General features: G+C 63.6%; 26 protein-coding genes and 1 pseudogene. 18 read left to right on the top strand and 9 right to left on the bottom strand.

Translation table 11 applies throughout. From position 1 onward, the window contains the following. Positions 1-176: 176 nt before the first annotated feature. The 4 genes from K9B37_RS15225 (at position 177) to K9B37_RS15240 (ending at position 4,414) form a co-directional block, all read left to right on the top strand. Positions 177-2,105: a potassium transporter Kup gene (locus K9B37_RS15225; protein WP_439651737.1), complete on the top strand. Its 1,929-nt coding sequence runs from the start codon at positions 177-179 to the stop codon at positions 2,103-2,105. Positions 2,106-2,176: 71 nt separating this feature from the next. Then, positions 2,177-2,719 carry a GNAT family N-acetyltransferase gene (locus tag K9B37_RS15230; RefSeq protein WP_224314218.1) on the top strand — a complete coding sequence of 181 codons (543 nt, stop codon included), beginning with the start codon at positions 2,177-2,179 and terminating at the stop codon, positions 2,717-2,719. Positions 2,720-2,783: 64 nt separating this feature from the next. Further along, on the top strand, positions 2,784-3,383 hold the full coding sequence (locus tag K9B37_RS15235; protein WP_224314220.1) for a class I SAM-dependent methyltransferase: 600 nt from the start codon (positions 2,784-2,786) through the stop codon (positions 3,381-3,383). A gap of 113 nt (positions 3,384-3,496) precedes the next feature. Next, the gene (locus tag K9B37_RS15240; RefSeq protein WP_224314221.1) at positions 3,497-4,414 is read left to right on the top strand and encodes a DMT family transporter; all 918 of its coding nucleotides are present in this window, start codon (positions 3,497-3,499) and stop codon (positions 4,412-4,414) included. Positions 4,415-4,525: 111 nt separating this feature from the next. On the opposite strand, the pseudogene K9B37_RS24930 reads toward K9B37_RS15240, so the two are convergent. Together K9B37_RS24930 and K9B37_RS15250 are read right to left on the bottom strand one after the other, a co-directional pair. After that, positions 4,526-4,903 (bottom strand): annotated as a pseudogene (locus K9B37_RS24930) (GNAT family N-acetyltransferase); the annotation flags it as partial. Between the two features lie 2 nt (positions 4,904-4,905). After that, entirely contained in the window at positions 4,906-5,832 is a 927-nt protein-coding gene (locus K9B37_RS15250; RefSeq protein ID WP_224314223.1) for a polyprenyl synthetase family protein, read from the bottom strand. Here K9B37_RS15250 and mtgA point away from each other — a divergent pair. The 3 genes from mtgA (at position 5,831) to K9B37_RS15265 (ending at position 8,781) form a co-directional block, all read left to right on the top strand. After that, complete coding sequence (mtgA, locus tag K9B37_RS15255; RefSeq protein WP_224314225.1) at positions 5,831-6,610, top strand: monofunctional biosynthetic peptidoglycan transglycosylase; 780 nt, start codon at positions 5,831-5,833, stop codon at positions 6,608-6,610. The two genes, K9B37_RS15250 and mtgA, sit on opposite strands and share 2 nt — an antisense overlap. Positions 6,611-6,764: 154 nt before the next feature. Further along, entirely contained in the window at positions 6,765-6,950 is a 186-nt protein-coding gene (rpmF, locus tag K9B37_RS15260; RefSeq protein ID WP_224314227.1) for a 50S ribosomal protein L32, read from the top strand. 193 nt (positions 6,951-7,143) lie between these two features. Beyond that, positions 7,144-8,781, top strand: a complete 1,638-nt coding sequence (locus K9B37_RS15265) for an EAL domain-containing protein (protein ID WP_224314229.1) — start codon at positions 7,144-7,146, stop codon at positions 8,779-8,781. A gap of 41 nt (positions 8,782-8,822) precedes the next feature. On the opposite strand, the gene phaR is transcribed toward K9B37_RS15265, so the two are convergent. Further along, positions 8,823-9,410 (bottom strand): polyhydroxyalkanoate synthesis repressor PhaR, encoded by a 588-nt coding sequence (phaR, locus tag K9B37_RS15270; protein ID WP_224314399.1) that lies wholly within the window; start codon positions 9,408-9,410, stop codon positions 8,823-8,825. 244 nt (positions 9,411-9,654) lie between these two features. Here phaR and K9B37_RS15275 point away from each other — a divergent pair, with 244 nt between their 5' ends. The 3 genes from K9B37_RS15275 to yddG all read left to right on the top strand — a co-directional run bounded on the left by K9B37_RS15275 (position 9,655) and on the right by yddG (position 12,692). After that, positions 9,655-10,833 (top strand): acetyl-CoA C-acetyltransferase, encoded by a 1,179-nt coding sequence (locus K9B37_RS15275; RefSeq protein WP_224314231.1) that lies wholly within the window; start codon positions 9,655-9,657, stop codon positions 10,831-10,833. A gap of 171 nt (positions 10,834-11,004) precedes the next feature. Beyond that, positions 11,005-11,730 (top strand): acetoacetyl-CoA reductase, encoded by a 726-nt coding sequence (gene phbB, locus K9B37_RS15280; protein ID WP_224314232.1) that lies wholly within the window; start codon positions 11,005-11,007, stop codon positions 11,728-11,730. 89 nt (positions 11,731-11,819) lie between these two features. Then, a complete protein-coding gene (gene yddG / locus K9B37_RS15285) occupies positions 11,820-12,692 on the top strand; it encodes an aromatic amino acid exporter YddG (RefSeq protein ID WP_224314234.1) in 873 nt (290 codons plus the stop codon). Here the strand turns inward: yddG and K9B37_RS15290 are convergent. Together K9B37_RS15290 and gloB are read right to left on the bottom strand one after the other, a co-directional pair. Continuing rightward, a complete protein-coding gene (locus tag K9B37_RS15290) occupies positions 12,673-13,425 on the bottom strand; it encodes a GNAT family N-acetyltransferase (protein ID WP_224314235.1) in 753 nt (250 codons plus the stop codon). The genes yddG and K9B37_RS15290 overlap by 20 nt on opposite strands. Before the next feature lie 76 nt (positions 13,426-13,501). Then, positions 13,502-14,269, bottom strand: coding sequence for a hydroxyacylglutathione hydrolase (gloB, locus tag K9B37_RS15295; RefSeq protein ID WP_224314400.1), 768 nt, complete (start codon positions 14,267-14,269; stop codon positions 13,502-13,504). A 126-nt stretch (positions 14,270-14,395) separates the two neighbouring features. Between gloB and K9B37_RS15300 the strand changes: the two genes are divergently transcribed. The 4 genes from K9B37_RS15300 (at position 14,396) to K9B37_RS15315 (ending at position 17,653) form a co-directional block, all read left to right on the top strand. Then, positions 14,396-15,166, top strand: a complete 771-nt coding sequence (locus tag K9B37_RS15300) for a class I SAM-dependent methyltransferase (protein WP_224314237.1) — start codon at positions 14,396-14,398, stop codon at positions 15,164-15,166. Between the two features lie 131 nt (positions 15,167-15,297). Next, a complete protein-coding gene (locus K9B37_RS15305; protein ID WP_224314402.1) occupies positions 15,298-15,720 on the top strand; it encodes a YciI family protein in 423 nt (140 codons plus the stop codon). Positions 15,721-15,828: 108 nt separating this feature from the next. Further along, positions 15,829-16,254: a VOC family protein gene (locus K9B37_RS15310; RefSeq protein ID WP_224314239.1), complete on the top strand. Its 426-nt coding sequence runs from the start codon at positions 15,829-15,831 to the stop codon at positions 16,252-16,254. Positions 16,255-16,390: 136 nt separating this feature from the next. After that, positions 16,391-17,653 (top strand): RNA polymerase sigma factor, encoded by a 1,263-nt coding sequence (locus K9B37_RS15315; protein WP_224314404.1) that lies wholly within the window; start codon positions 16,391-16,393, stop codon positions 17,651-17,653. Between the two features lie 8 nt (positions 17,654-17,661). Here K9B37_RS15315 and K9B37_RS15320 read toward each other — a convergent pair whose 3' ends face one another. Then, complete coding sequence (locus tag K9B37_RS15320) at positions 17,662-18,288, bottom strand: TetR/AcrR family transcriptional regulator (RefSeq protein ID WP_224314241.1); 627 nt, start codon at positions 18,286-18,288, stop codon at positions 17,662-17,664. A gap of 109 nt (positions 18,289-18,397) precedes the next feature. On the opposite strand from K9B37_RS15320, the gene K9B37_RS15325 reads away from it, so the two are divergent. The 4 genes from K9B37_RS15325 (at position 18,398) to K9B37_RS15340 (ending at position 22,509) form a co-directional block, all read left to right on the top strand. Continuing rightward, positions 18,398-18,799: a DUF2306 domain-containing protein gene (locus K9B37_RS15325; protein ID WP_224314243.1), complete on the top strand. Its 402-nt coding sequence runs from the start codon at positions 18,398-18,400 to the stop codon at positions 18,797-18,799. A gap of 114 nt (positions 18,800-18,913) precedes the next feature. Further along, the gene (locus K9B37_RS15330) at positions 18,914-19,867 is read left to right on the top strand and encodes an acetyl-CoA carboxylase carboxyltransferase subunit alpha (RefSeq protein WP_224314245.1); all 954 of its coding nucleotides are present in this window, start codon (positions 18,914-18,916) and stop codon (positions 19,865-19,867) included. 64 nt (positions 19,868-19,931) lie between these two features. Further along, positions 19,932-21,017 (top strand): D-alanine--D-alanine ligase family protein, encoded by a 1,086-nt coding sequence (locus K9B37_RS15335; protein WP_224314246.1) that lies wholly within the window; start codon positions 19,932-19,934, stop codon positions 21,015-21,017. Positions 21,018-21,186: 169 nt separating this feature from the next. Then, the gene (locus K9B37_RS15340) at positions 21,187-22,509 is read left to right on the top strand and encodes a L,D-transpeptidase family protein (RefSeq protein WP_224314248.1); all 1,323 of its coding nucleotides are present in this window, start codon (positions 21,187-21,189) and stop codon (positions 22,507-22,509) included. Between the two features lie 57 nt (positions 22,510-22,566). Here K9B37_RS15340 and K9B37_RS15345 read toward each other — a convergent pair whose 3' ends face one another. The 3 genes from K9B37_RS15345 to K9B37_RS15355 form a co-directional block, all read right to left on the bottom strand. Further along, positions 22,567-23,040 (bottom strand): EVE domain-containing protein, encoded by a 474-nt coding sequence (locus tag K9B37_RS15345; RefSeq protein WP_224314250.1) that lies wholly within the window; start codon positions 23,038-23,040, stop codon positions 22,567-22,569. A 10-nt stretch (positions 23,041-23,050) separates the two neighbouring features. Further along, on the bottom strand, positions 23,051-23,422 hold the full coding sequence (locus K9B37_RS15350) for a VOC family protein (RefSeq protein ID WP_224314251.1): 372 nt from the start codon (positions 23,420-23,422) through the stop codon (positions 23,051-23,053). Between the two features lie 117 nt (positions 23,423-23,539). Beyond that, positions 23,540-24,229 (bottom strand): helix-turn-helix transcriptional regulator, encoded by a 690-nt coding sequence (locus K9B37_RS15355; RefSeq protein WP_224314253.1) that lies wholly within the window; start codon positions 24,227-24,229, stop codon positions 23,540-23,542. Positions 24,230-24,261 lie beyond the last annotated feature (32 nt).

The following is a 24,261-nucleotide window of genomic DNA, read 5'->3' on the forward strand; positions in this document are numbered from 1 at the left end:
TCCGGTACAAATGGAACCGGAGTCCAAATTCCGTTTTACGCTTTGGCGCGATGTGCTAGAGAGCCCGCCGCGCCGGCATGGACGGCCGCCGCATCCGATAAGGAGGGCCGCCCTTCTTAGTCGTCAGAGCAGTTCAACGAGGGCCGTCTGCGGATAGATCCGCAAAAGATAACCATATGGTACAGCACGCTGTCGCTCCCGGGCATGCGGATTCCGCAGCTCCAGAGGCCTCCCTCCCTGAATCCCATCACAAGGTGAGCTTCTGGACGCTCATGCTGGGCGCCATCGGCGTTGTGTTCGGTGATATCGGTACAAGCCCTCTTTACGCCTTCAAGGAATCTGTTGCCGCAGCGTCAGCCGGCGGACCTGTGACGCGAGACATCATTCTCGGCGTCCTGTCCCTGATCCTGTGGTCGCTCGTACTCGTCGTGACGGCGAAATACGTGTTCATCCTGCTGCGCGCCGACAACAAGGGAGAAGGCGGAACACTAACCCTTGTAGCCCTGGCGCAACGGGCCCTCGGTCGGCGGCGCGGCATCGTGCTGATGCTGGGGATCGCCGGAGCGGGCCTGTTCTACGGCGATGCGGTCCTGACTCCCGCCATCTCCGTCCTCTCCGCGGTGGAAGGCTTGAAGCTCGCCACGCCGGAACTCGACCCCTATGTGGTGCCGATCACCCTCGTGATCCTGGCTGCCCTTTTCATGGTTCAGAGCCGGGGGACGGGTCGGGTCGCCGCCTTCTTCGGCCCGATCATGCTCGCTTGGTTCGCGGCCCTTGCGGTGGCTGGCTTCATGCACATCGCTGACGACCCCACCGTGATGTTCGCCATGAACCCGATCTATGCGGCAACGTTCTTCCACAACCATCCCACCGTGTCCCTGGCGGTCCTGGGCGCCGTCTGTCTGTCGGTCACCGGTGCGGAAGCTCTCTATGCGGATCTCGGCCATTTCGGTGCCCGGCCGATTCGCAGCGCCTGGCTCTACCTCGTCTTTCCCGCGCTGGTGATCAACTATTTCGGCCAGGGCGCGCTCGTTCTCTCCCATCCTGAGGCCGCCGAGTCGCCGCTCTATCGGTTGGTGCCTGACTGGGCCCTCCTGCCGATGATCGGCCTTGCGACGCTCGCGACCATCATCGCGAGCCAAGCGGTGATCACGGGGGCTTTCTCCCTGACGCGCCAGGCGATCCAGCTCGGTCTGCTGCCGCGGCTCGAGATCCGGTTCACGTCGGAGACCCACCAGGGGCAGATCTACCTGCCGCGGGTCAACATACTGTTGCTGTTCGGCGTCATCGTGCTGGTTCTGATCTTCGGCTCGTCGAGCAATCTCTCGCACGCTTACGGCGTCTCCGTCTTCGGCGCGATGGCCGTCGATGCGATTCTCGCCATTCTGGTGATCTGGAAGGGATGGCGCTGGTCGCTGGCCCTGACGCTCCTCGTGATGCTGCCCTTCCTGTTCATCGACTTGGCATTCTTCGGCGCCAATCTCCTGAAGATCTTCACAGGCGGCTATGTGCCGGTCATTCTCGCGGCCGCTCTCATGACCCTCATGTGGACCTGGGTGAAAGGCACGACCATCCTGTTCGAGAAGACCCGCAAGATCGACGTGCCACTCCTCGAACTCGTGAGGATGCTGGAAAAGAGCCCGCCGCACCGCGTCAAAGGCACCGCCGTCTTCCTGACCAGCGATCCCGATACGGCTCCTGCCGCTCTCCTGCACAATCTCAAGCACAACAAGGTGCTGCATGAGAAGAACGTGATCCTAACGGTCCGCAACGAGGACGTACCGCGCCTGGAAGACGAGGATCGCGTCCAGATCGAGCACGTGGGCGATTCGTTCTGGCGTGTTCAGATTGCTTATGGCTACATGGAAACGCCTAATATCCCACGTGGCCTCGCCATCCTGCGCAAGCAGGGCTTCAAGTTCGACATCATGGCGACGTCGTTCTTCCTGTCGCGGCGCTCCATCCGCCCAGCCGCCCAGTCCGGCATGCCGCTTTGGCAGGACAAGGTCTTCATCAGTCTCGCCAAATCGGCCAGCGATGCGACGGACTTCTTCCAGATCCCGACCGGACGCGTGGTCGAGGTCGGCACGCAGGTGACCGTCTAGGAGCGACCATATAGGATTGTTGTCATTCGACTGGCGCGATCTCCGTGTCGCGCCGCCACGACGATGCGACCATGACGATTACCCTTATCCGCCCCAACCTCGCCGATCTTCCGGGCTACGAACATGCCCTCGCTCAGGGCTGGTCTCCCAATACGGACCAGGACGTGAGCCAGGAACAGCTGGAACGATTGCGGCATGACCGTGCGCAATTCCTGCACGATCTCTACAACAGTCCGACCATTCGCCTTCCCGACGGCCGGGAGGTGCCTCGGCTCCCGGCACACGATTTCTGGATCAGCGACGGTGAGTTCTGCGGGCGCATCGGCTTTCGCTTCCAACCGGGTACGGAGACGCTACCACCAACCGCACTCGGCCATATCGGCTATGCGGTCGTGCCCTGGAAGCGCCAGCGCGGCTACGCCACGCAGGCCCTGCGGCTCATCCTGCCGGTGGCGCGGGAAGAGGGTTTTGCGCGCGTGGTGATCACCTGCGATGAGACCAACGAGGCCTCCCGAAAGGTCATCCTCGCCAACGGAGGCATCCTCGACGGCAGGTTTCCACATGCGAGCCTTACGGGAAAGGTGAAGCTTCGCTTCTGGGTCCCGACCGTATAATGATGCATCGTCACAAGAGCCAGTGTCCTAGAGACAGAGCAGCGGCTTATTTGCGGGAACATCCATGCCGAGCCATGACGCTATCACCCTGAACTTTTATGCGGGCGAGGCGGAGATCTATGCCGCACGTGGGCAGGAAGCTAATCATCGGCGGATCGACACGTTCCTGAAGGCGCTGCCGGCGGGCGGCACCATTCTGGAACTCGGATGCGGCGGCGGACAGGACAGTGAAGCGATGCTGGCGCGCGGTTTCGATGTGACGCCCACCGACGGCTCTCCGGAAATCGCAAGAGAAGCCGAAAAACGTCTCGGTCGCCCCGTGCGTGTTCTGTTGTTCGAAGATCTGGATGCGCGAAACGCCTTCGACGGCATCTTTGCGAATGCCAGTCTCCTCCACGTGCCGCGAAAGGATCTGCCGCGCATCATCGAACGTGTTCACGCAGCTCTGAGGGCCGGCGGCGTCTTTTACGCAAGCTTCAAGGCGGGACTGCAGGAAGGGCGGGACAGATTCGATCGGTATTACAACTATCCATCCCTGGGTTGGCTGCGATCCGTCTACGATGCCTCTCGCTGGAGGGCTCTGACCATCGAGGAGGAGATGGGCAGCGGATATGACGATGAACCCACGAACTGGCTGCACGTGATGGCTGTCAAGAAAACCTGATGCATAGCACCGCCGCGCCGGATGCCGCATCGTTGCGCCCTAAATTGAGCGCGTGAGCTTGACCCCCTCGGTCGTTCACCATACCCACGGTGCCTCTCACGCAAGGATGTCCCGTGGCCGTCGCCTCTTCTCCCGCTCCCCGCTTCCGCTTCTTCTTCAGCCGGAGCGAGGCTGTCCTGGTGGGAATCACCGTGATCTGGGGCGCCACCTTCCTGACCGTTCAGAACGTCCTGGCCGTCAGCGGTCCGCTGTTCTTCGTCGGCCTGCGATTCGGAACTGCGGCCCTGTTCATGGGTCTCCTCGCCGCTCCGGTCCTGCGGGGGCTGACCTGGAGCGAGGTGAAGGCAGGGGTTCTGATCGGCGTCAGTATCTTTCTCGGCTACACGCTCCAGACCTACGGCCTTCAGACCATCCCGAGCAGCAAGTCCGCCTTCATCACGGCCCTCTACGTGCCGATCGTGCCGCTGCTGCAGTGGCTCGTCCTGCGTCGCCCGCCGGGCGTGATGTCGTGGATCGGGATCGGACTGGCGTTCGGCGGTCTCGTGCTGCTCGCCGGTCCCGAAGGGACCTCGATCGGACTGGGCAGGGGTGAATTGCTGACCCTCATCAGCGCGATCGCGATCGCGTCCGAGATCATCCTCATCGGCAATTATGCGGGTCGCGTGGATGTACGCCGCGTCACCGTGGTGCAGCTCGCAACTGCCTCGCTCCTGGCCTTCGGAGGCATGGCCCCGATGGGAGAGCCGATTCCCGGCATGTCGTGGCTGTTGATCCTCAGCGCGGTCGGTCTCGGCGTTGCCAGCGCCGGCATCCAGCTCGCCATGAACTGGGCGCAGAAGACCGTGTCGCCGACCAGGGCGACCGTCATCTATGCCGGCGAGCCGGTCTGGGCCGGAATCGTCGGTCGCATCGCCGGAGAACGCCTGCCCGCCGCGGCCCTGATCGGCGCCGGCCTTATCGTCGCGGGCGTGATCGTCAGCGAGCTCAAACCTCCGCGCTGGGCGAAAGAGCGCCGCTCGGCAGAGGCGTGAGAGCGCGGTTTTCCCATTCGGGGCGCAGGATCGACATAGTACCTGGGAGATACGGGTGCCATCCGGCTTCGCATAAGCCTCGCGCAGGGTACCGTCCTCGCGAAAGCCGAGGCTGCCATAGACCGACCGCGCCCGGCCATTATGGACGAAGACATCGAGCCACAGGCGATGGGTATTCGGTTGCGCGAATGCGAAATCCATCACGAGGGACAGGAAACGCTTTCCGAACCCGTGGCCCGGCCGCTGCACGGCGATGCGCTTGAGGAGGACGTTGCCGAAAGGATCGTCGAGATCCCGCAGGATTGCGAAGCCGTTGGGCCGGCTCTCCTGTTCGCCGATGAGATAGGCGCTGCCCGACTTCTGGCGCTCGGTCCGATGCTGGCCCTCCTCCCAGCGTCCGACGAGTTCCGCGTATCCCTCGCCACGCTCCGTCGCCATGATGAACGGCAGATCGGACTTGTGGGCACGTCGGATCGTCACGGCGCTCATGATCAAACTTCCCGCTCGGCCACGAAGCGTACGGCCTCGCGCAGGGTCTCGGCTGCGGGTCCGAAGACCCCAAGCGCCTCTTGCGCCTCCGAGACGAGGCGCCGGCACTCCCGCTTGGCACCCTCCATGCCGAGATGATCGACGAGGGTGGCCTTGCCCTTTTCGAGATCCTTGCCGGTGCGCTTGCCGAGTGACTCCGCGGAAGCTTCCCGGTCGAGAATGTCGTCCGCCACCTGAAACGCAGCACCGAGGGCCCGGCCGTAGATCCGTAGAGCCTGCCGCCTCTCTTGGTCGGCCCGGCCGAGAATGGCCCCTGCCTGCACCGAGAAGGTCAGGAGCGCACCGGTCTTCATCATCTGCAGAAGCCGGATCTCGTTCTCGCCAAGCTCTGCCACTCCGTAACGGCCTTCCGCCGCGAGATCGAGCTGCTGCCCGCCGACCATGCCGCCGAGGCCGGAGGCGCGGGCGAGGCCGAGCACCAGATCCGCGCGCACGGATCCATCCGCATCGGTGGCTGGATCAGCCAGGACCTCGAATGCCAGGGTCTGCAAGGCATCGCCGGCAAGGATCGCCGTCGCCTCGTCGAACGCTTTATGCACGGTCGGGCGCCCCCGCCGGAGATCGTCGTCGTCCATGGAGGGGAGATCATCATGGACGAGGGAGTAACAATGCAACAGCTCGATAGCGCTTCCCGTTCGCAGCGGCCCCGCCCCACTTCGAGAAAACAGGCGCGCCGTCTCGATGGTCAGAAAGGGCCTGAGCCGCTTGCCGCCGCCGAGGGCGGCATGCCGCATCGCGGAAATCAGGCGTGCGGGCCTTGCCATCTCGCCCGAATGCGCTTCGTTTGATAGCAACGTTTCGAGGCAGGCCTCGACATCCCTTGCGACATCGGACAGTCGCGTCATGAAAGAGCCGGTGGATGACATCATGTTCAGCCTGAATACGGGCGCCGAAAGTGGGCGGCCCGAGGAGAGCGAAAACGTGGGCCCTGAGCGGGAAGCGGCACCCCGGCGTAAGCCGTCGACCGCCTTCCGATGGCTTCGCCGCCTCGTGGGGCTCGGCCTCGGGCTCATCCTCTTATGGGCGGCGGCCGTGTTTTGGCTAGGCCTTTTGTATGGGAGCCTCCCGCCGGTCTCCACCCTGATGCTCGGGCGCTGGCTGACCTTTCAGCCAATGGAACGCCAGTTCGTGACCCTCGATGAGATCTCGCCTCAGCTGTCGCTCGCCGTCCTGACCTCCGAGGACGGCCGCTTCTGCGATCATCATGGGATCGATTGGGATGCCCTTCGCGACGTGGTGGAGGCCGCCGACGAGGATGGCCCCTCCCGAGGCGCTTCCACGATCCCTATGCAGACCGCCAAGAACCTCTTCCTATGGCCGGGGCGCTCCTATCTCCGCAAGGGCCTGGAACTGCCGATCGCCCTCTATCTCGACCTCATCTGGTCGAAACGGAAGATGATGGAGAACTATCTCAACGTCGCCGAATGGGGCGAGGGCGTTTTCGGCGCCGAGGCGGCTGCACAAAGGTATTTCCGCAAATCCGCCAAAGCCCTGACCCGACGGGAAGCCGCCCTTCTGGCAACGGCTCTGCCGAATCCGCTTGCACGCAATCCCGGCCGTCCGCGCGCGGGGCACCAAGCCTTGGCAGTGCGGCTGATTGGGCGTATGGAGGTGGCGGCCCCGTTCAGCGACTGCCTCAAGGGCTGAAGCTTCATGACGCCGCAGCTCGATCCGTCGAGGCCTGCACGGTTTGGGGCTAGATATTTCCTCAAATACCTTGTATGAGGCGCAACCTCATCAAGTTCCCAAGTGAGCGTTTCCCGGTTCGAGCGGGCGCTCCGCTATTGACCGGAGACGAGAAATGGCCGTTCCAAAGAGAAAAACGTCGCCGTCGCGGCGCGGCATGCGTCGCTCCGCCGATGCCTTGAAGGCCCCGACCTATATCGAGGACAAGGATTCCGGCGAGCTGCGCCGTCCTCACCACGTCGACCTGAAGACCGGCATGTACCGGGGCCGTCAGATCCTCAAGGTGAAGTCGGAAGCTTAAAAAGCTGCGACCTGCACAGCATTGAACCGGCGCCACAAGCGCCGGTTTTTTGTTGTTGAAGGGCCTCCATAAAAGCCTGCCTTTTTACAGTTCATTAAGCCTCAAGCCCGATCCTGAACGCCGGTGTCGAGGGTGTCGACGGGGCGTTCTTCATGCTCCTCCGCCCTTCGTGTGCGTATCGAGGATCGGTGTCATGACGGGGAAGCGGCAGGGGCGTGCTGGGTTTTTCAAGGGAGCATCCCTTGCCCGGCATGCGCAACCTGCGGCCGATCCGCAAGCCGCCCTCGCTGCCCTTTCGGCCACCGTTTACGACTGGGATATCGGAACCGACACGCTCACCTGGGGGCCGAATGCCGGGGCCGCTCTCGGCCTGCCGCCGGATGCCCTGCCTCGCTCAGGACAGGCCTATGCGGCTCTCGTAGAGCCGGATGGGGGGCTGTCGGACCGGCTGGCCGCGGTCACGCAGCTCGGAGCCGAGACGACCTACGAGCTTCGCTATGCTCTGCGCTTCGGCAATGACCAAGTGCTGATGGTGCAGGATTCCGGCCGCATCGAGGTGGACGGCGAGGGTCGCCCTCGCCATGCCCGCGGCCTTCTGCGCGCGGACCAGGCGGCCGGCGATCTGCTGCCGGGCGCGATCCGGCTCCGTTCGAGCCTGCTGGCGCGCCTGAACGGCAATATCGCGGAGGCCCTCCGGTTTTCCCATTCCATCACCCTGATCGTCGGCCGCGTCGCGGGCGAAGAGGATGCGCCGGATCTCGACCTCCTCGCCCACTATTTCCGGCCCATGATGCGTCGGCGCGATTCGCTGAGCGCCCTCGGCACCGACCGTTTCGCCCTGGTTCTGGCCTCCTGCGCGGCCTGGGATGCCATGAGCGCGATGAAACGCTTGGCCGGTTTGGCCGCCGAGCACGACGTGCAGGTACAGCTGGGCGCGGCCTCGGCGCCGGATCATGCCCTGGAGGCGACGGATCTGCTACGGCACGCCGAACAGGCGCTTCATGAAGCTTCCATCGGCAATGAGGCCGTTGTCCTGTATCGGCCCCAGCGGCACTCGCCCTCCCCGGCCACGAAAACGGGAACGGACCCGCTCGATCTCGTCCATGCTCTGAACGACCGTCGCATCGCGCTTGCTCTGCAGCCTGCCATCGATGCGCAGACACGCAATGCCGTCTTCAGCCAGGCCCATGCCTCCCTCACGCCCGAGACAGGTGGCCGAGACAGCATTCTCGGCCATGTCCCGCCGCTCAAGGGAACTAACCTGCCGCTTCTGGTCGCTGGCCGCCTGCTGGAGCTGACGGCAGACCATCTGTCTCGCCAGCCCGACGCGCGCGTGAGCCTTGCCATCGCGCCCGCGGCTCTGCGGGACGCAGAATGGTCGACGATGCTCGCAGCCCACCTGGGCGCGCGTCCCGGCATCGAATCCCGCCTCCTGATCGAGGTTCCTGAACGCATCCTGCGATATCCCGGCGGCACCCGCGGGCGCCTGGACGCCATGAAGGCGCTTGGCGTGGGGATCGTCTTGTCCGGCTTTGGCTCGGGCTATGCCTCGCTGGCGCAATTGAGACACCTGCCGATCGACCTTCTCAAGATCGACGGTGCCTTCACCCAGGTTCTCGGTCGCTCCACGGACGAGCGGCTCTTCCTGCGGCGTCTGATCGACATCGCCCAGCATCTCGGCATCGGGACGGTTGCAGATGGCGTCAGCGACGAGGGAAGCGCCCAAAAACTCGCCGAATGGGGCGTGGACTATCTGCAAGGGCCCCTCGCGGGCGACGTCGAGGCTCTCGCGCTGCCAGGGCTGACGCCGCTCAGAGTGCGGCGCGCCTAGAACGGCGGCCGTTTCGGCTGCCCAGCGTCACGGGACCTCTCTTACTTGCGGGCTAGCTGATCGAGCTTGGCCTGCATTTCGGCCATCTGCCGTTTCAGATCCTGGAGTTCGCTGCCCCCCTCACCCTCCGACTCGGACTTCGACGTCGCGTCCGCGCCGTTCCGCTGGGCGAAGGGTGTGAACATACGCATGGCCTCCGAGAAGAAGGCCATGTTCTTGCGAACCTGCTCGTCCATGGATTGAAAGGCGGACGGCCCGAAGGCCTGCGTCATCTGCTCCCGCAGCTTCTGCTGTTCGCGCGACAGGTTCTCCATAGAGAATTCGAGGTAGCTTGGAACCAGGGATTGCAGGCTGTCGCCATAGAACCGGATCAACTGGCGCAGGACCGTGACGGGCAAAAGGTTCTGCCCCTCCTTGTTCTCCTGCTCGAAGATGATCTGCGTCAGGACCGAGCGGGTAATGTCCTCGCCGGACTTGGCGTCGAAGACGACGAAATCCTCTCCCTGGCGGACCATGCCGGCCAGATCCTCGAGAGTCACGTAGGTGGAAGTCCCGGTGTGATAGAGGCGGCGATTGGCGTATTTCTTGATTACGGTCGGTTGCTTGTCGGTCTGTTTGTCCGTCGCCATGGAACCCGATACGTCCTGATTGAATGCGAAACCCGGCGAGCCGGCATTCCCTGTCACATGGGACTCGGGACGTCAGCCATCGCGTCAACCTACAAGTGTTCCGTCGCGCGATCAAAGCCCTAAAAGTCTAAAGGCGATCCTTCTCTTGCTCCTTATATACAAGCCGGGCGCTTGACTTCCTTCCGTACGGCGCTTTGATCGGAGCCCAAAGGGGCTTCCTGCCCCAACAGCACAGGAGATCGGAATGGCCCGGGACAACATCGTCATCGTCGGCGCAGCGCGTACAGCGGTCGGCTCGTTCAACGGCGCCTTCGGCAACACGCCCGCCCATGAACTCGGCGCTGTGGCCATCAAGGCGGCGCTGGAGCGTGCCAAGGTCGAGGCCGGAGAGGTCGACGAAGTGATCCTCGGTCAGATCCTCACTGCCGGACAGGGCCAGAATCCGGCTCGCCAGGCAGCCATGGCCGCAGGCATCCCGCAGGAAAAGACGGCCTGGGGCCTCAACCAGCTCTGCGGCTCGGGCCTGCGCACGGTTGCCATCGGCCTGCAGCAGATCGCCAATGGCGATGCCGACATCATCGTTGCGGGCGGTCAGGAATCCATGTCCCAGGCCCCTCACGCGGCCTATATGCGCAGCGGCACCAAGATGGGCGACTTCAAGCTCGTCGACACCATGCTCAGGGATGGCCTGATGGATGCCTTCCACGGCTACCATATGGGCAACACCGCCGAGAACGTCGCCCAGCGCTGGCAGCTGACGCGCGAGGAGCAGGATCAGTTCGCAGTCTCGTCGCAGAACAAGGCCGAGGCGGCCCAGAAGGCCGGCCGCTTCAAGGACGAGATTACACCGTTCACCATCTCGACCCGCAAGGGCGACATCGTGGTGGACCAGGACGAGTACATCCGCCCCGGCACGACCCTCGAGGCTGTCGCCAAACTGAAGCCAGCCTTCTCGAAGGACGGGACCGTGACCGCCGGCAATGCCTCCGGCATCAATGACGGCGCGGCCGCCCTCGTTCTCATGACCGAGGAGGAAGCCAAGAAGCGCGGGCTCACCCCGCTTGGCCGCATCGCGTCCTGGGCGACCGCCGGCGTCGATCCGGCCGTGATGGGCACGGGTCCGATCCCGGCATCGCGCAAGGCCTTGGAGAAGGCCGGCTGGAAGGTCGGCGACCTCGAACTTATCGAGGCGAACGAGGCCTTCGCGGCCCAGGCGCTCGCAGTGAACAAGGACATGGGCTGGGATCCTTCGATCGTGAACGTCAATGGCGGCGCCATCGCCATCGGGCATCCGATCGGAGCGTCGGGTGGCCGGGTCCTCGTCACGCTGCTCCATGAAATGGGCCGCCGCAACGCCAAGAAGGGACTTGCAACCCTCTGCATCGGTGGCGGCATGGGCATCGCCATGTGCATCGAGCGCTGAGCATCAGCCTTAAAGAGCAGCGCGCATCTCCGAATAATTAAGCAAGCCCCTTCTAGGCTCTGCTCCGAATCCTAGGCTATGATTTAAGGCGGCCGGCCCAAACCGGACCGCCTTAAAAGGACGGGCTGCATGAAAGACCCGTCCGGAACGGCTTATGGGAAGGAGACGAGGATGGCGCGTGTTGCATTGGTCACGGGCGGGACCCGTGGCATCGGGGCTGCGATCTCACGAGCGCTAAAGGCGGCCGGGTATACGGTCGTGGCAAATTACGGCGGCAACGACGAGGCCGCATGGAAGTTCAAGGCCGAGACCGGCATTCCCGTCTACAAGTTCGACGTGTCCGATCATACCGCCTGCGAGGCAGGGATCCGCACCATCGAATCCGAGTTCGGGCCGATCGATATTCTCGTCAACAATGCAGGCATCACCCGCGACGGGATGTTCCATCGCATGACCTTCGACCAGTGGTCGATCGTCCTGCGCACCAATCTCGATTCCATGTTCACCTGCACGCGCCCGGTCATCGAAGGCATGCGCGAGCGCGGTTTCGGCCGCATCATCCTGATCTCGTCGATCAACGGTCAGAAAGGCCAGATGGGCCAGACGAACTATTCTGCCGCCAAGGCGGGCGTGATCGGTTTCGCCAAAGCGCTGGCGCTCGAGAACGCCAACAAGGGCGTGACCGTCAACGTCATCGCTCCGGGCTATATCGCCACCGAGATGGTGCAGGCGGTGCCGGAGGAGGTTCTGAAGACGAAGGTCCTGCCGCTCATCCCCGTGGGACGGCTCGGCGAGGCGGAGGAGATCGCGCGCAGCGTGCTGTTCCTCGCCGGCGAGGATGCGGGCTTCGTTACGGGATCGACCCTCACGGTCAATGGCGGTCAGTACATGACCTAACGGAGGCTTACGGGCAAAAAGCACCTCCGGCCGCCGACTGCCACCCGAAAGCTCTCCCCAGCCGGAGAGCTTTCGTTTATGCCCGCCTCATGACGACACGCACCGCCACCTCGATCGGCTTCACCGCCATTCTGCTCTGGTCGCTTCTCGCCCTGCTTACGGCAGCGACCGGACGGATCCCCCCGTTCCAGCTCGCCGCCATGACGTTCCTCGTCGGCGGCTTCGTGGGGGTCGCAAGCTGGATACGGCGACCCCAAGGGCTCAAGGCCCTGCATCAGAAGCCGGTTGTCTGGGCCCTCGGCCTCGGCGGGCTGTTCGGCTATCACGCCCTTTACTTCGCGGCCCTGCGGCTGGCGCCGCCAGCCGAGTCAGGCCTCATCAACTATCTCTGGCCGCTGCTGATCGTACTCTTTTCCGCATTTCTTCCAGGGGAGCACCTGCGCCGTGCCCATGTGGCCGGAGCGCTCCTCGGCTTCGCGGGCGTGATCGTGCTCATCGCAGGACGGGGAGCCCTCGATGCGAAGACGGAGTACCTGCCGGGCTATCTGTGCGCCTTCATCGCAGCGTTCATCTGGGCCGGATACTCGGTTCTGTCGCGCCGGTTCGGCGAAGTGCCGACGGACGCGGTCGCCGGTTTCTGCCTCGTGACCTCAGGCTTGAGCCTCGTATGCCACTGGCTCTTTGAAACCACGGTCTGGCCGGAATCGACCCAGCAATGGCTGGCGCTTCTCGGCCTCGGTCTGGGGCCGGTGGGGCTGGCGTTTTATGTCTGGGACATCGGCATGAAGCGCGGCGACATCCGCCTCCTCGGCGTCGCGTCCTATGCGACGCCTGTCCTCTCGACGCTGCTTCTCGTCGTTGCAGGCTATGCCGAACCCTCGATCACCCTCGCCTTGTCCTGCGGGCTCATCGTGCTCGGCGCCCTCGTTGCAACGCTCATCCCTAGGCTCCGCCGGGCATGACCCGGTGGGTATAGCGATAGGTCGGAGTGAAGTTGAGGGTCCGATAGAGCGATACCGCGATCTCGTTCTCTTCGCGCACCTGAAGATAGGCCGAATGCGCCCCCTCGCGGCAGCCCCAGGCCATCAGGCTCGCCACGACCCGGCGTCCGAGCCCGATTCCGCGCAGGTCCGGAGCGACCACGATGTCGTAAAGGCCGACATAGCCGCGCTCGACGACACCAAGTCCCCAGGCCACCGGGCGCTCGTCCAGACTGAGAGTCGCGAAGGCGGCCTTCTGCCGGATGCGTGACACGATCTGGATCAGCGTGGCGTCATCCGCCTTGTCGCCGCCATAGGACAGCGCCGCTTCGCGTACCCATCGTTTCGAGACCTGGGGCTCGATCATCACCTCAGGGTCTGGCTCGCAATCGCCGCTCATCGGTGCGGTCAACACGAAGGTCGGCTCGATTTCCGTGAAGCCACGCGCCTTCAGCATTCCGTCGACGGATGAATCCTGGAGACCAGTGAGTCGGAAGGTCGGCCGGACATTCGCATCGAGAAACCGCACGATCATATAATCGATCAGATTATCGTCGAGCTTCGCATCCGGCATGAACGGCGTGGCGGAGTTGGCCCGCTTGCTGTAGCCGTTGGCAAGACGCAGGATCCATCCGTCATAGGCCTGGTAGTCGAAGGCCGGCCAGGCATTCATGAGTCGGCTCTCGAGACTGAGAATGGTATCGTGGTCGCTCATGATATCGCGCTCTCTGGCCTCCACCGCTTTGAAAAGCGTCGTGTGTAGAGAAGGATCCGTCCTCGATCCCTTATCGTCAGAACCGGTTCTTCCACTCGCGCAGCGCCTGGAACACCTCGACCGGCGGCGCGCCCTCTTTTCCCACCGACCGCGCCAGTTCGGGCCTGTCGGCGCGCAGGAAAGGGTTTGTCGCCTTCTCGGCTCCGATCATCGAGGGAATGAGAAAACGCCCCTCGGCTTTGGCAGCCTCCGCTTCCTTCATGCGCTCCTTCAGAGCGGCATTGTCCGGATCGGCTGCCAGCGCGAAGCGCCCGTTCGAGAGCGTATAATCGTGACCGCTATAGACGCGCGCATCCTCCGGCAGGGCCGCGATGCGCTGAAGCGACGCCCAGAAAGTCGGGTATGTTCCTTCCAGCAGGCGCCCGCAGCCCAAAGTGAAGATCGTATCGCCGGCGAAAATGACCCGGTCCGCCGCGAACCAGTAAGACACGTGATCGTCGCAATGGCCCGGCGTTTCCCAGACATCGGCCCGCAGGTCGCCCACCTGCACGAAATCGCCCTCCCGCACGAACATGTCGGCATCGGGAACGGCGTCCTCGGCTTTGAGGGGAGCGATCACACGACAGTCGAAGCGCTCCTTCAAGGGCGCGATCGCCGCCACGTGGTCCGCGTGCCGATGCGTGACGAGAATATCCGACAGGGACCAGCCGGTCTGCTCAAGCGCCTTCAGGATCGGCCCCTCCTCCGGAGCGTCGATGGCGGCGCAGGCGCCCGTCTTGGGATCATGGACGAGAGCACCGATATTGTCTTCGCGACAAAGGAAGGCGTGAATCTGGATCGACATGGAGGGACCTTGGCTTGATGCGTCACGGGTTATCATGGGACAGTCCGCAAAGGAAACCAGATCCCGTCCGCGCGGAGGTTCGGATGTTTCGAAGATAGGGTCGACGGACGGGGCAACGGGCTTGGCATGAGCATCGACATCACGGACCTGCGCAGCTTCTACGCCAGTCCCCTTGGCATCGTCACCCATCGCTTCGTGGGCCGGGTGATCGGGCGCTTCTGGGGGCCGCTGACCGGTTTGCGCGTCCTCGGCCTTGGCTATGCATCTCCCTACCTGACCGCCATGCGCGCCGATTGCGAGCGGGCGCTTGCCTTCATGCCGGCAAGCCAGGGTGTCGTGAACTGGCCGAGCACCGGCGCATCCGCCTCTGCTCTGGTAGATCCTCTGATCATGCCGTTGCCCGATGCCTCGATCGATCGGGTGCTCGTGGTCCATGCCTTGGAAACCGTCGAGAGCCCGACCGAGCTTCTTCACGAAATCTGGCGGATCCTGACACCGGGCGGGCGGATCATCGTGGTCGCTCCGAATCGGCGCGGTCTCTGGGCCCGCATGGACACGACGCCCTTCGGCCACGGCCAGCCCTACAGCCGCTCACAGCTCAAGAGCCTCATGCGCCAAACATGGTTTTCACCCGAGGGCTGGGCCGAGACTTTGTATGTCCCTCCCCTGCGCAACCGTTTTCTGCTTCAGACCGCCCAGGCCTGGGAGCAGATCGGCCACAGCTTCTCGCTGCCCTTCGCCGGCCTGCATATCGTGGAAGCGACGAAACAGCTCTACCGCCCCGGAGCGGTTCGAACCGTCCGCCGCATGGCCCGAACGACTCCGGTTTTCGTACCGGCCCCGGCGCCTGCTTCGCGCGTCCGGATCGATCCCAAGCCTTTGGCTCCCAAGCGATAAATTGCCTGACACCGGCTGCACTTCGTCCAGCCGCAAAAAAAATTTTGGACGTGATGTCGATTCCGCCGATCTTCGTTCGTCGTGTGGGCAGTAAGGCTGGTGTGGCCTTCGTGAACAAAGGGAATGAGACAATGCGCGTGATGGTGATGGTGAAAGCGACGAAGGACAGCGAAGAGGGGATCATGCCCTCGACCGAGCTTCTCGAAGCCATGGGCAAATACAACGAAGAGCTGGTCAATGCGGGCATCATGCTGGGTGGAGAGGGCCTCAAACCCTCGAAGCTCGGCAAGCGCGTGGCCTTCGATGGACCGGGCCGCACCGTCGTTGACGGACCGTTCGCAGAAACGCGCGAGCTGGTTGCCGGCTACTGGCTCTGGGAGGTCAAGGACATGGCCGAAGCGGTGGAATGGGTGAAGCGCTGCCCCAATCCGATGCTCGGCCCCAGCGAGATCGAAATCCGTCCGATCTACGAGATGGCCGATTTCGGCGAGGCTGTGACGCCGGAAATTGCCGAGCTGCACGATCGGACCCGGGAAAAGGCGGCCAACCGCTGACGCTTCGCGAATACGGGGCGCGGCCGCCACTCGCCGCGCCTCGATATCCGAAATGTCTCTGACACAGGTCCTGACATGCGTTCAGGGCCGAACCAAAGGGGGTGCACAATGCCCAAAATGATCTTCATCAATCTGCCGGTAGAGGATCTCGCGGCCTCGACCCGCTTCTATCAGGCGATCGGATGCCAGAAGAACGAGCAGTTCAGCGACGAGAACGCAGCGTCGATGGTCTGGTCCGATACCATTTTCTTCCATCTCCTGACCCACGATCATTTCTCAACCTTCTCGCCGAAGCCGATCACCGACACGCAGAAGACCGCGGCGATGCTGATCGCCCTGTCGCGCGACAGCCGAGAGGAGGTCGATTCGATCGTCGAAGCCGCGGCGACCGCGGGCGGGAGGGCCGATACCCGTGAGCGCCAGGATATGGGCTTCATGTATGTCCGCACCTTCGAGGATCCCGATGGCCACGTATTCGAGACGATGTGGATGGACGCCGCTGCCATGGCAGGGCAGCAGACGGAACCAGCCTGACGCCAAATGAGAGGACTGGAGCCGCAACGGTTCCAGTCCTCGCTCCTCCGGTCCGACGCAATCACGTCCGCCAGGACCTGCGCACCGATCGCTGCCGTGACTTGCCTTGCGCCGCGCCCAGCCCTTTAGTGGGCACGTGGCGGCAACGGAAACCCATCAGGCGATCGAGACGGTCTTCAGGATCGAACAGGCGAGGCTCATCGCGGGCCTGGCCCGGATGGTGCGCAACATCGACCTTGCCGAAGAGCTGGCGCAGGACGCCCTCGTCACCGCCCTGTCCGAATGGCCGAAAGCCGGCATTCCCCAAAATCCCGGCGCCTGGCTGATGGCGGCGGCCAAGCGTCGGGCCATCGACGGATTCCGCAGAGACAAGATGCTTGCGCGCAAGCATGCCGAGATCGGCCGCGACCTCGAAGACGCGCATGAGACTGGTGTCGAGGCGCTCGAGGCGGCCCTGGACGACGATGTCGGCGACGAGCTTCTGAGCCTGATCTTCACGGCCTGTCACCCGGTCCTTTCGCCGGAGGCACGGGCAGCTTTGACCCTGCGCCTGATCGCCGGGCTGACGACGGAGGAGATCGCCCGCGCCTTCCTCTCCAACGAAGCGACCATCGCCCAGCGCATCGTTCGAGCCAAGAAGACACTCGGCAACGCCGGCCTGGCCTATGAGGTGCCTCGCGGACCGGAGCGACGCGAGCGCCTCGCGTCGGTGCTGGGAGTCATCTATCTGATCTTCAACGAGGGCTATGCGGCCACGATCGGGGAAGATCTGGTTCGTCCCATCCTATGCGCCGAGGCTCAACGCCTGGGACGCATTCTCGCCGGCCTGATGCCCGGAGAGCCCGAGGTCTTTGGCTTGCTTGCGCTCATGGAACTTCAGGCGTCTCGTCTCGCCGCCCGCCTGGGTCCGGACGGTGCTCCAATTCCCCTGACCGAGCAGAATCGCGGGCGATGGGACCGGCTTCTGATCCAGCGGGGACTTGCCGCCCTGAACCGAGCTGAGGCCCTGGGCGGCGCAAAAGGACCCTATGCACTGCAGGCTGCCCTCGCCGCCTGTCATGCGCGGGCTCACACGGCAGCAGAGACGGAGTGGAAGCGAATTGCGGGCCTCTACGACACTCTGCAGGAGGTCATGCCGTCGCCAGTGGTCGATCTCAACCGAGCTGTTGCCTACAGCATGGCCTTCGGCCCCGAGGCCGGCCTGACGCTTCTCGATGAAATCGAGCAGACCGAGGCGTTACGCACCTATGCGCCGCTGTCCGCCGCGAAAGGAGATTTTCTGTTCCGAGCAGGCCGGCTCGGCGAGGCCAAGCAAGAGTTCGAGAGGGCTGCCTCCCTCACCCAGAACGCGCAAGAAAGAGCCTTTCTCCTCAAGCGGGCCGCGGGCTGCGACGGCTGAGCCTCACTCTATCGATCGAGGGCCGCGAAGGCGTCCTCCAAGGAGAGCTGCCGGTCGGCCACCAGATGAGCCAATCCATGCGCGAGAGCCCAGGCCCGCACCGGATCGCCACCGGTGCCCTGGCCCGACGCAGCCGTTGTCCGGAGGGCTTCGAAAGCCGCCGCCGCAGCCTGCCGCAACTCCGGATACGGGGATTTGTCGAGGCTTCCACCGAACATCAGCTGGAATTCGGGCCGATGGTCGAGCGCAAAGCGGATATAGGCTTTTCCCATCGCGGTTAGTCTGCCCTCCGGAGTGTGTTCCGCAGCGGACAAAAGCGCATGACGCAGGTCATCGAAACCTGCCGCGGCGATTGCGGCCAGCAACGCCTCTCGGCTTGCGAAATGCCGATAGGGAGCATTGTGGGATACCTTCGCCCTGCGAGCGACAGCCCGCAGGCTCAAGGCATCGGGACCGGACAGGGCCACCATCTCCCGCCCTGCGACGATGAGCATGCGCCACAGGTCGCCATGGTGGTAGCGCGTCGCATCGCGGCTATCCTCGGCGGCGGCGATTTCCTTTCCCGGCGCTCGGTTCACCGATATGTGGCCTGCCTTGCTGTCCATCGCCCCTTTCGCCTCCGGTGCCTTCGCCATTTCGCCAGACGGCCTCCGTGTTCTTTGTCCTCTATGTTGACACTATCAACATCTTCCATATGTTGCTGCTGTCAACATCTACCGCTGCTCTTTCGGAAGGACGCCTCCCATGTCGCTCGCGCCTTCGGCGACAGCCTCGCCCGTGATCCTGTTTCATGCCGGTGCGGCCCTGGCGGCGCTCGGGCTAGGATTTCATCAGATGCTCCGTCCGAAGGGCACCCTTCCGCATCGTGTCGTCGGCTGGACCTGGACGATCCTCATGGCAGGGGTCGCGCTCAGCTCCCTGTTCATCCGGTCCCACTGGCCGAAGGTCGGGCCTTTCGGGCCTATCCACATCCTTGCGGCGATCACGTTGCTGATCCTGCCGCTCGCCGTTCTTCATGCCCGCCGCGGCCGCATCCTCTCGCATAAGCGGACCATGACGGGCCTGTTTTTCCTGGGTCTCGTGGTGACCGGGTTTTTCACGTTGCTGCCTGGACGGCTCATGAACCAGGTGCTCTTCGGGCCCTGAGATCAGGCCTTACCGTGACGTTCCCTTGACTTGGCGCCGCCAAATCGCCAGTGTCCGCGCGGTCCGGCGGGACCGACAAGGTCGGCGCCGGTTTTTCATTTTCATTAGAGTCTGATGCGCAGTTATCTCGATTTCGAAAAGCCGGTCGCCGAGCTGGAAGCCAAGGTCGAAGAACTCAAGGCCCTCGGCGAGAACCGGGATGCCGTCTCGATTGCCGACGACATCAACCGCCTGGAAACCAAGGCCGCGGATGCCTTGAAGGACCTTTATGCCAAGCTCACGCCCTGGCAGAAGACGCTCGTCGCCCGCCATCCGCAGCGTCCCCACTTCGTCGATTACTGCGCGGGTCTCATCACCGATTTCACGCCGCTCGCCGGCGACCGCAAGTTCTCCGAGGACGAGGCCATCGTCGGCGGCTTCGGCCGGTTCAAGGGCCAGTCCGTCTGCGTTCTGGGCCAGGAGAAGGGCTACAACACCGAAACCCGCATCCGACACAATTTCGGCATGGCGCGCCCTGAGGGGTATCGCAAGGCCGTCCGCCTGATGGAAATGGCCGACCGTTTCGGCCTCCCGGTGCTGTCCTTCGTGGATACTGCAGGTGCTTATCCGGGCATCGAGGCGGAGGAACGTGGCCAGGCGGAAGCCATTGCCCGGTCGACGGAGAGCCAGCTCGGCCTCGGCGTTCCCAATGTCGCCCTCGTCATCGGCGAGGGTGGATCGGGCGGCGCCATCGCGATCGCGACGGCCAACAAGGTGCTCATGATGGAGCACGCGATCTACAGCGTCATCTCTCCCGAGGGTGCGGCTTCGATCCTCTGGCGCGATGCGGCCCGTGCCCAGGACGCAGCGACCAACATGAAGATCACCGCCCAGGATCTCCTGCGCCTCGGCGTCATCGATGGGATCGTGTCCGAGCCGATGGGCGGTGCGCACCGGGATCCGCAGGCCGCCATTGCCGCAGCCGGCAGCGCCATCGAGGAAGCCCTCACCGATCTCGGCAATATGGGCCCGGCGGAGCTGCGCGACCATCGGGCGGAGAAATTCCTCAATATCGGCCGCAAGCTGTAAGGCAGCCCTTTAACAGGGTTTCAACCTCTCCGGCCTTACTGCAGAATAGACCGGAGGATGAACGATGAATCACGCGCGTAGAACGGTCGGGCTTTTGTTCGGCGGATGTTCGGCAGAGCACGACGTTTCGAGAATGTCCGCTGCGAACATTCTTCGCGCGCTCGATCCGTCGAAATACGACATCGTTCCCATCGGCATCCGCCGGGACGGGCGGTGGTTCCTTGGCAATTCGGCGGCTGCCGACGCGAGATCTCTCGAAATCCCCTCTCATGCCCCGGAAGTCGTACTCCTCCCTGGCAGCGACGGCGATCTGATCGCTATCCACGGGAATTCCGAGACTGTGCGTCTGGATGTCGTCATCCCGGTCCTCCACGGACCGAACGGCGAAGACGGCTCCGTCCAAGGGCTCTTGGAACTCGCAAATGTCGGCTATGTCGGCTCGGGAATCATGGGTTCGGCCGCCTGCATGGACAAGGATATCGCCAAGCGGCTGTTGCGCGACAGCGGCCTTCCGGTTGTTCCCTTTCTGTCCATGACGCAACGCACGCGCATGGATTACGAGGCAGCGAGCGCGATCCTCGGCAGCTCCGACCTGTTCGTGAAACCCGCCAATATGGGATCCTCCGTCGGCGTCTCTCCGGCCCGCTCCGCCGCAACCTTCGAGACTGCCTGCGATCTGGCTTTTCAGCACGATTCCAAGATCTTGGTAGAGCGCAGCGTCTCGGGCGCCCGGGAAATCGAGTGTTCGATTCTGGAGGGGGCGGCCGGCGAACTGCGTGCGTCTCCGCTGGGCGAGATCGCCCCGGCGCAGAGCCACGGATTCTACAGCTATACCGCCAAGTATGAGGACGACTCGGGCGCGGACCTGCGCATTCCGGCGGATCTCGATGCGGCATTGACGGACCGGATCCGCGAACTCGCTCTCGAGGCCTTCCGCGTACTCGGCTGCGAAGGATTGGCCCGGGTCGATTTCTTCGTCGATCCGACCAATCAGGACGAGATTTACGTCAACGAAATCAACACCCTGCCTGGGTTTACCGCCATCAGCATGTATCCCAAGCTGTGGGAGGCCGCGGGTCTTTCCCAACGCGAGCTGATGGACGTTCTGATCGACCATGCGCTGGCCCGACGGAGCGGAAAGCGCGGTTGAGAAGACGGGGTGGATGCCGGCGCCCCGTGGTGCATCGGAGGCACATTCCGTTCACTATAACTCCGTAACGGCAGCGCTTGCGGTAAGCTCAAGTTAAGGCTAACAATCTAGGCCTATCGGGGAACCGTTCGGGCAGCCCGGGCGGATCAAAAAAATTGCGGGGTCCCCTATGATCAAGCGTGTCGTATTGGCCGCGAGCCTGACGCTCGCGCTCGCCGCCTGCCAGGATGATGGCTTCTCCCGAAGCTCCACGCGCCACCTGACGCCGATTCCGGCTGCCACCATGGCGCTCATGTCGAGCAAGGGGATGTCCAAGAACGATCCCATTTTGATCCGAGCCTTCAAGAAGGAATCGGAGATGGAGATCTGGAAGCGCGGCACGGACGGCCGCTACGCGCTTCTCAAGACCTATCCGATCTGCCGCTGGTCGGGCCAGCTCGGTCCCAAGGTGCGGGAAGGCGACCGGCAGGTGCCGGAAGGCTTCTACACGGTGACGCCGTCGCAGATGAACCCCAACTCCGCCTATTACCTGTCGTTCGACACCGGTTATCCGAACGCTTTCGACCGGTCGCTCGGGCGCAACGGCGGCGATATCATGGTGCATGGTTCCTGCTCGTCGCGGGGCTGCTTCGCCATGACGGACCAGAACATCGCGGAAATTTACGCCATCGCCCGAGAGGCCTTCGCCAGCGGCCAACGAGGCTTCCAATTCCAGGCCTATCCTTTCCGCATGACCGCCCAGAACCTGGCGCAGCATCGGCTCGATCCCAATATCGGCTTCTGGAAGAACCTGAAGGAAGGGTCCGACTACTTCGACGTGACGAAGGAAGAGCCGCGGGTGAGCGTGGCCGGCGGACGTTATCAGTTCATCGCCTCGGGCGAGAACGCCGTTGCGGCCATCGACGAGAAGCAACGGAAGGACGAGCAGGACGTCGCAGACCTCGTGGCGCACGGCGAGAAGCCGGTGAAGCTCGTCTATCATGACGGCGACTCGCACGAGTCGTTCCGCTCGGCCCTCGCCAACGCGGTCGACACGGACGGCTCGCTGGTGGTCGATGCCCGCGGAAAGTTCGGCGCTGTCAGCCGCCCGGAGGGGCTGTCCTCCGGACCGCAGCAGGTCGCTCTCGACGAGACTACCGGCAAGGCCAAGGTCGAGACGCCGTCGACGGCTCTCGCCTTCGCTTCCATGAATCAAGATCGGATGCCTGCTGCCCCAGCCAAGGTGACCGCGCCAGCAGCGGCACCAACAGCGAAGGTCGGTACCGCATCTCCAGCGGCCGCACAGCCTGCGGCCCCGACCTCCGCCGCGAACAGCTCCGACACGCCGTTCTACAAGCGGATGTTCAACGGCATCGGCGATCTCTTCAGCTCTTCGTCGGCCCAGCCGGCCGCGGAGACTGCACATGCTCCGGCCCAGAAGCCGCCAGCTGCCACGTCGCAACGTAAGGCGCAGGTGACGAGCCCGATCAACGTCGCGGCGGCCGTCAACTGAGCCGCCACAAAGCCACACACTTCGAAAGGCCCGCCGTTGACGGCGGGCTTTTTGTTTTCAAGGCACAGGTTCGTCCTGCAACCACGGCCGAAGCTTCCCTGCTACTTCAGGCAAGACCGCACCCGTGGCGGCGGCGATCAGACCGATGTCACATTCGGTCAGAGGCAGGAGCCCGAACCTGAGCTGATAGCCCCAATTGCGACGGCCGGCCGTCAGATGGAGCGTGTCGAGGAGCGGCAGGATCGGCGCCTCCACCGCTGGAAGCCACTGAACATCGCGTCGATAGGGATGAAACCCTCCGCCCATATCGACCTGATAAGGTTCACCATCCGCAACGATTCCGATCGCCGTGAAGGCTTGCAGGCGGTCTCCGCCCTGGAAGGTAACCGTTGGCGAGTAGTAGACGACGACGTCGCCGGGCCGAATGCGGCGTAGAGGCGATGCCTTGCCGTGACAGATCTGCATGAAACCTGCTGCCCGGCCACGCCGGACATGCGTAGCGCAGGCAACTGCGAGCCATTGGTTCCCCATGGTCCGCTCCTCAGGCGCCAGCGGGCGCGAAAACGCGCAGGCGATGTCCGTCCGGATCCAACGCCGTGAACGTCACTCCGAAATCCATCGTCGTGGGCTTTTGAAGAATGGCGACTCCGCGCCCCGTCCATCGGGTGTAGGTGGCCAGCACCGCTTCTTCATCTCCAAACGAGAATGCGACTTCGCTGGCCCCCGGCGAGGCCGTGACCTTCGGCTCGGCCGTGTGACGCGACCACAGGCCGAGCATGAGGCCGGGACTGAGGGCGAACATGGCAAAGGTAGGAGAGGCTTCGATGGGCTCGGATCCCAGAAGGTCCGTATAGAAGCCGGCGCTTTTTTCGGGGCTGTCGACGAACAGAAGGATGTAGTGTGATTGCGACATCGATGGTCTCCCTGGTGATGCGAAACCACCATAGGAGGCGCTGCTGTCAGTTTTTGGCAGCAGCGCGCATTCCGGCTTCTCTTTGGCTGCGCCGAAGATTGTTCTCGAAGGCGGCTCTCATGGAGATCGAATGTTTTCCGCCTCCCGCCACGCCTTCAGAAGAGCCATGCGGCGGCGTAGATAGCGTTCCGGCCGCGGCTCCATGGCCGCGATCCGGTCGGTCCGAAAGTGACGAAAACCCTGACGCAGCTCGCACCAGGCGATGAGGACACGAACCCTGTCGAAGAACCCGAGCGCAAAGGGCCAAACGGTGCGACGCGACTCCACCCCGCCCTCATCGCGATAGACAATGTCGAGCTTCCGTTCGCTGCGGATTGTCTTGCGAAGAACGCCGAGATCCACATCGCCTGTCATCAAAGTCGGCCCTGGCCCGATCAAGAGCGTCGAGGCGTCGAGATCGTTGCGCAGATCCTCCGGAAGCACGGCGGCAATCTTCGCCAGCGCATTGCGGGCGGCCGCTGCAAGGTGTTCATCGCCACGCTGGCTTACCCACCGGGAGCCTATGACAAGCGCCTCGATCTCTTCCTCTGAGAACATGAGCGGCGGAAGCATGAAGCCGGGCCGCAGGATGTAGCCGATCCCGGCCTCGCCCTCGATCCCGGCGCCCTGCGCCTGAAGCGTCGCGATATCCCGATAAAGAGTGCGGATGCTCACGCCGAGCTCATCAGCCAACACCCTGCCGCTGACCGGCATCCGGTGCCGGCGCAGAATCTGGATGAGGTCGAGGAGACGTTCGGTGCGGGACACAGGTTATCTTGGCAGATGATGTTGCCAAATCC

This window comes from Microvirga puerhi, from assembly GCF_020089865.1.
In the GTDB taxonomy this organism is placed as follows: domain Bacteria; phylum Pseudomonadota; class Alphaproteobacteria; order Rhizobiales; family Beijerinckiaceae; genus Microvirga; species Microvirga puerhi.

Excerpts from the sequence above, each read along its gene's own strand:
- K9B37_RS15225 (WP_439651737.1), top strand. The coding sequence starts at position 177 with ATGGTACAGCACGCTGTCGCTCCCGGGCATGCGGATTCCGCAGCTCCA.
- K9B37_RS15230 (WP_224314218.1), top strand. The coding sequence starts at position 2,177 with ATGACGATTACCCTTATCCGCCCCAACCTCGCCGATCTTCCGGGCTAC.
- K9B37_RS15235 (WP_224314220.1), top strand. The coding sequence starts at position 2,784 with ATGCCGAGCCATGACGCTATCACCCTGAACTTTTATGCGGGCGAGGCG.
- mtgA (WP_224314225.1), top strand. The coding sequence starts at position 5,831 with ATGTTCAGCCTGAATACGGGCGCCGAAAGTGGGCGGCCCGAGGAGAGC.
- K9B37_RS15250 (WP_224314223.1), bottom strand. The coding sequence starts at position 5,832 with ATGATGTCATCCACCGGCTCTTTCATGACGCGACTGTCCGATGTCGCA.
- rpmF (WP_224314227.1), top strand. The coding sequence starts at position 6,765 with ATGGCCGTTCCAAAGAGAAAAACGTCGCCGTCGCGGCGCGGCATGCGT.
- K9B37_RS15265 (WP_224314229.1), top strand. The coding sequence starts at position 7,144 with ATGACGGGGAAGCGGCAGGGGCGTGCTGGGTTTTTCAAGGGAGCATCC.
- phaR (WP_224314399.1), bottom strand. The coding sequence starts at position 9,410 with ATGGCGACGGACAAACAGACCGACAAGCAACCGACCGTAATCAAGAAA.
- K9B37_RS15275 (WP_224314231.1), top strand. The coding sequence starts at position 9,655 with ATGGCCCGGGACAACATCGTCATCGTCGGCGCAGCGCGTACAGCGGTC.
- phbB (WP_224314232.1), top strand. The coding sequence starts at position 11,005 with ATGGCGCGTGTTGCATTGGTCACGGGCGGGACCCGTGGCATCGGGGCT.
- yddG (WP_224314234.1), top strand. The coding sequence starts at position 11,820 with ATGACGACACGCACCGCCACCTCGATCGGCTTCACCGCCATTCTGCTC.
- K9B37_RS15290 (WP_224314235.1), bottom strand. The coding sequence starts at position 13,425 with ATGAGCGACCACGATACCATTCTCAGTCTCGAGAGCCGACTCATGAAT.
- gloB (WP_224314400.1), bottom strand. The coding sequence starts at position 14,269 with ATGTCGATCCAGATTCACGCCTTCCTTTGTCGCGAAGACAATATCGGT.
- K9B37_RS15300 (WP_224314237.1), top strand. The coding sequence starts at position 14,396 with ATGAGCATCGACATCACGGACCTGCGCAGCTTCTACGCCAGTCCCCTT.
- K9B37_RS15305 (WP_224314402.1), top strand. The coding sequence starts at position 15,298 with ATGCGCGTGATGGTGATGGTGAAAGCGACGAAGGACAGCGAAGAGGGG.
- K9B37_RS15310 (WP_224314239.1), top strand. The coding sequence starts at position 15,829 with ATGCCCAAAATGATCTTCATCAATCTGCCGGTAGAGGATCTCGCGGCC.
- K9B37_RS15320 (WP_224314241.1), bottom strand. The coding sequence starts at position 18,288 with ATGGCGAAGGCACCGGAGGCGAAAGGGGCGATGGACAGCAAGGCAGGC.
- K9B37_RS15325 (WP_224314243.1), top strand. The coding sequence starts at position 18,398 with ATGTCGCTCGCGCCTTCGGCGACAGCCTCGCCCGTGATCCTGTTTCAT.
- K9B37_RS15330 (WP_224314245.1), top strand. The coding sequence starts at position 18,914 with ATGCGCAGTTATCTCGATTTCGAAAAGCCGGTCGCCGAGCTGGAAGCC.
- K9B37_RS15335 (WP_224314246.1), top strand. The coding sequence starts at position 19,932 with ATGAATCACGCGCGTAGAACGGTCGGGCTTTTGTTCGGCGGATGTTCG.
- K9B37_RS15340 (WP_224314248.1), top strand. The coding sequence starts at position 21,187 with ATGATCAAGCGTGTCGTATTGGCCGCGAGCCTGACGCTCGCGCTCGCC.
- K9B37_RS15345 (WP_224314250.1), bottom strand. The coding sequence starts at position 23,040 with ATGGGGAACCAATGGCTCGCAGTTGCCTGCGCTACGCATGTCCGGCGT.
- K9B37_RS15350 (WP_224314251.1), bottom strand. The coding sequence starts at position 23,422 with ATGTCGCAATCACACTACATCCTTCTGTTCGTCGACAGCCCCGAAAAA.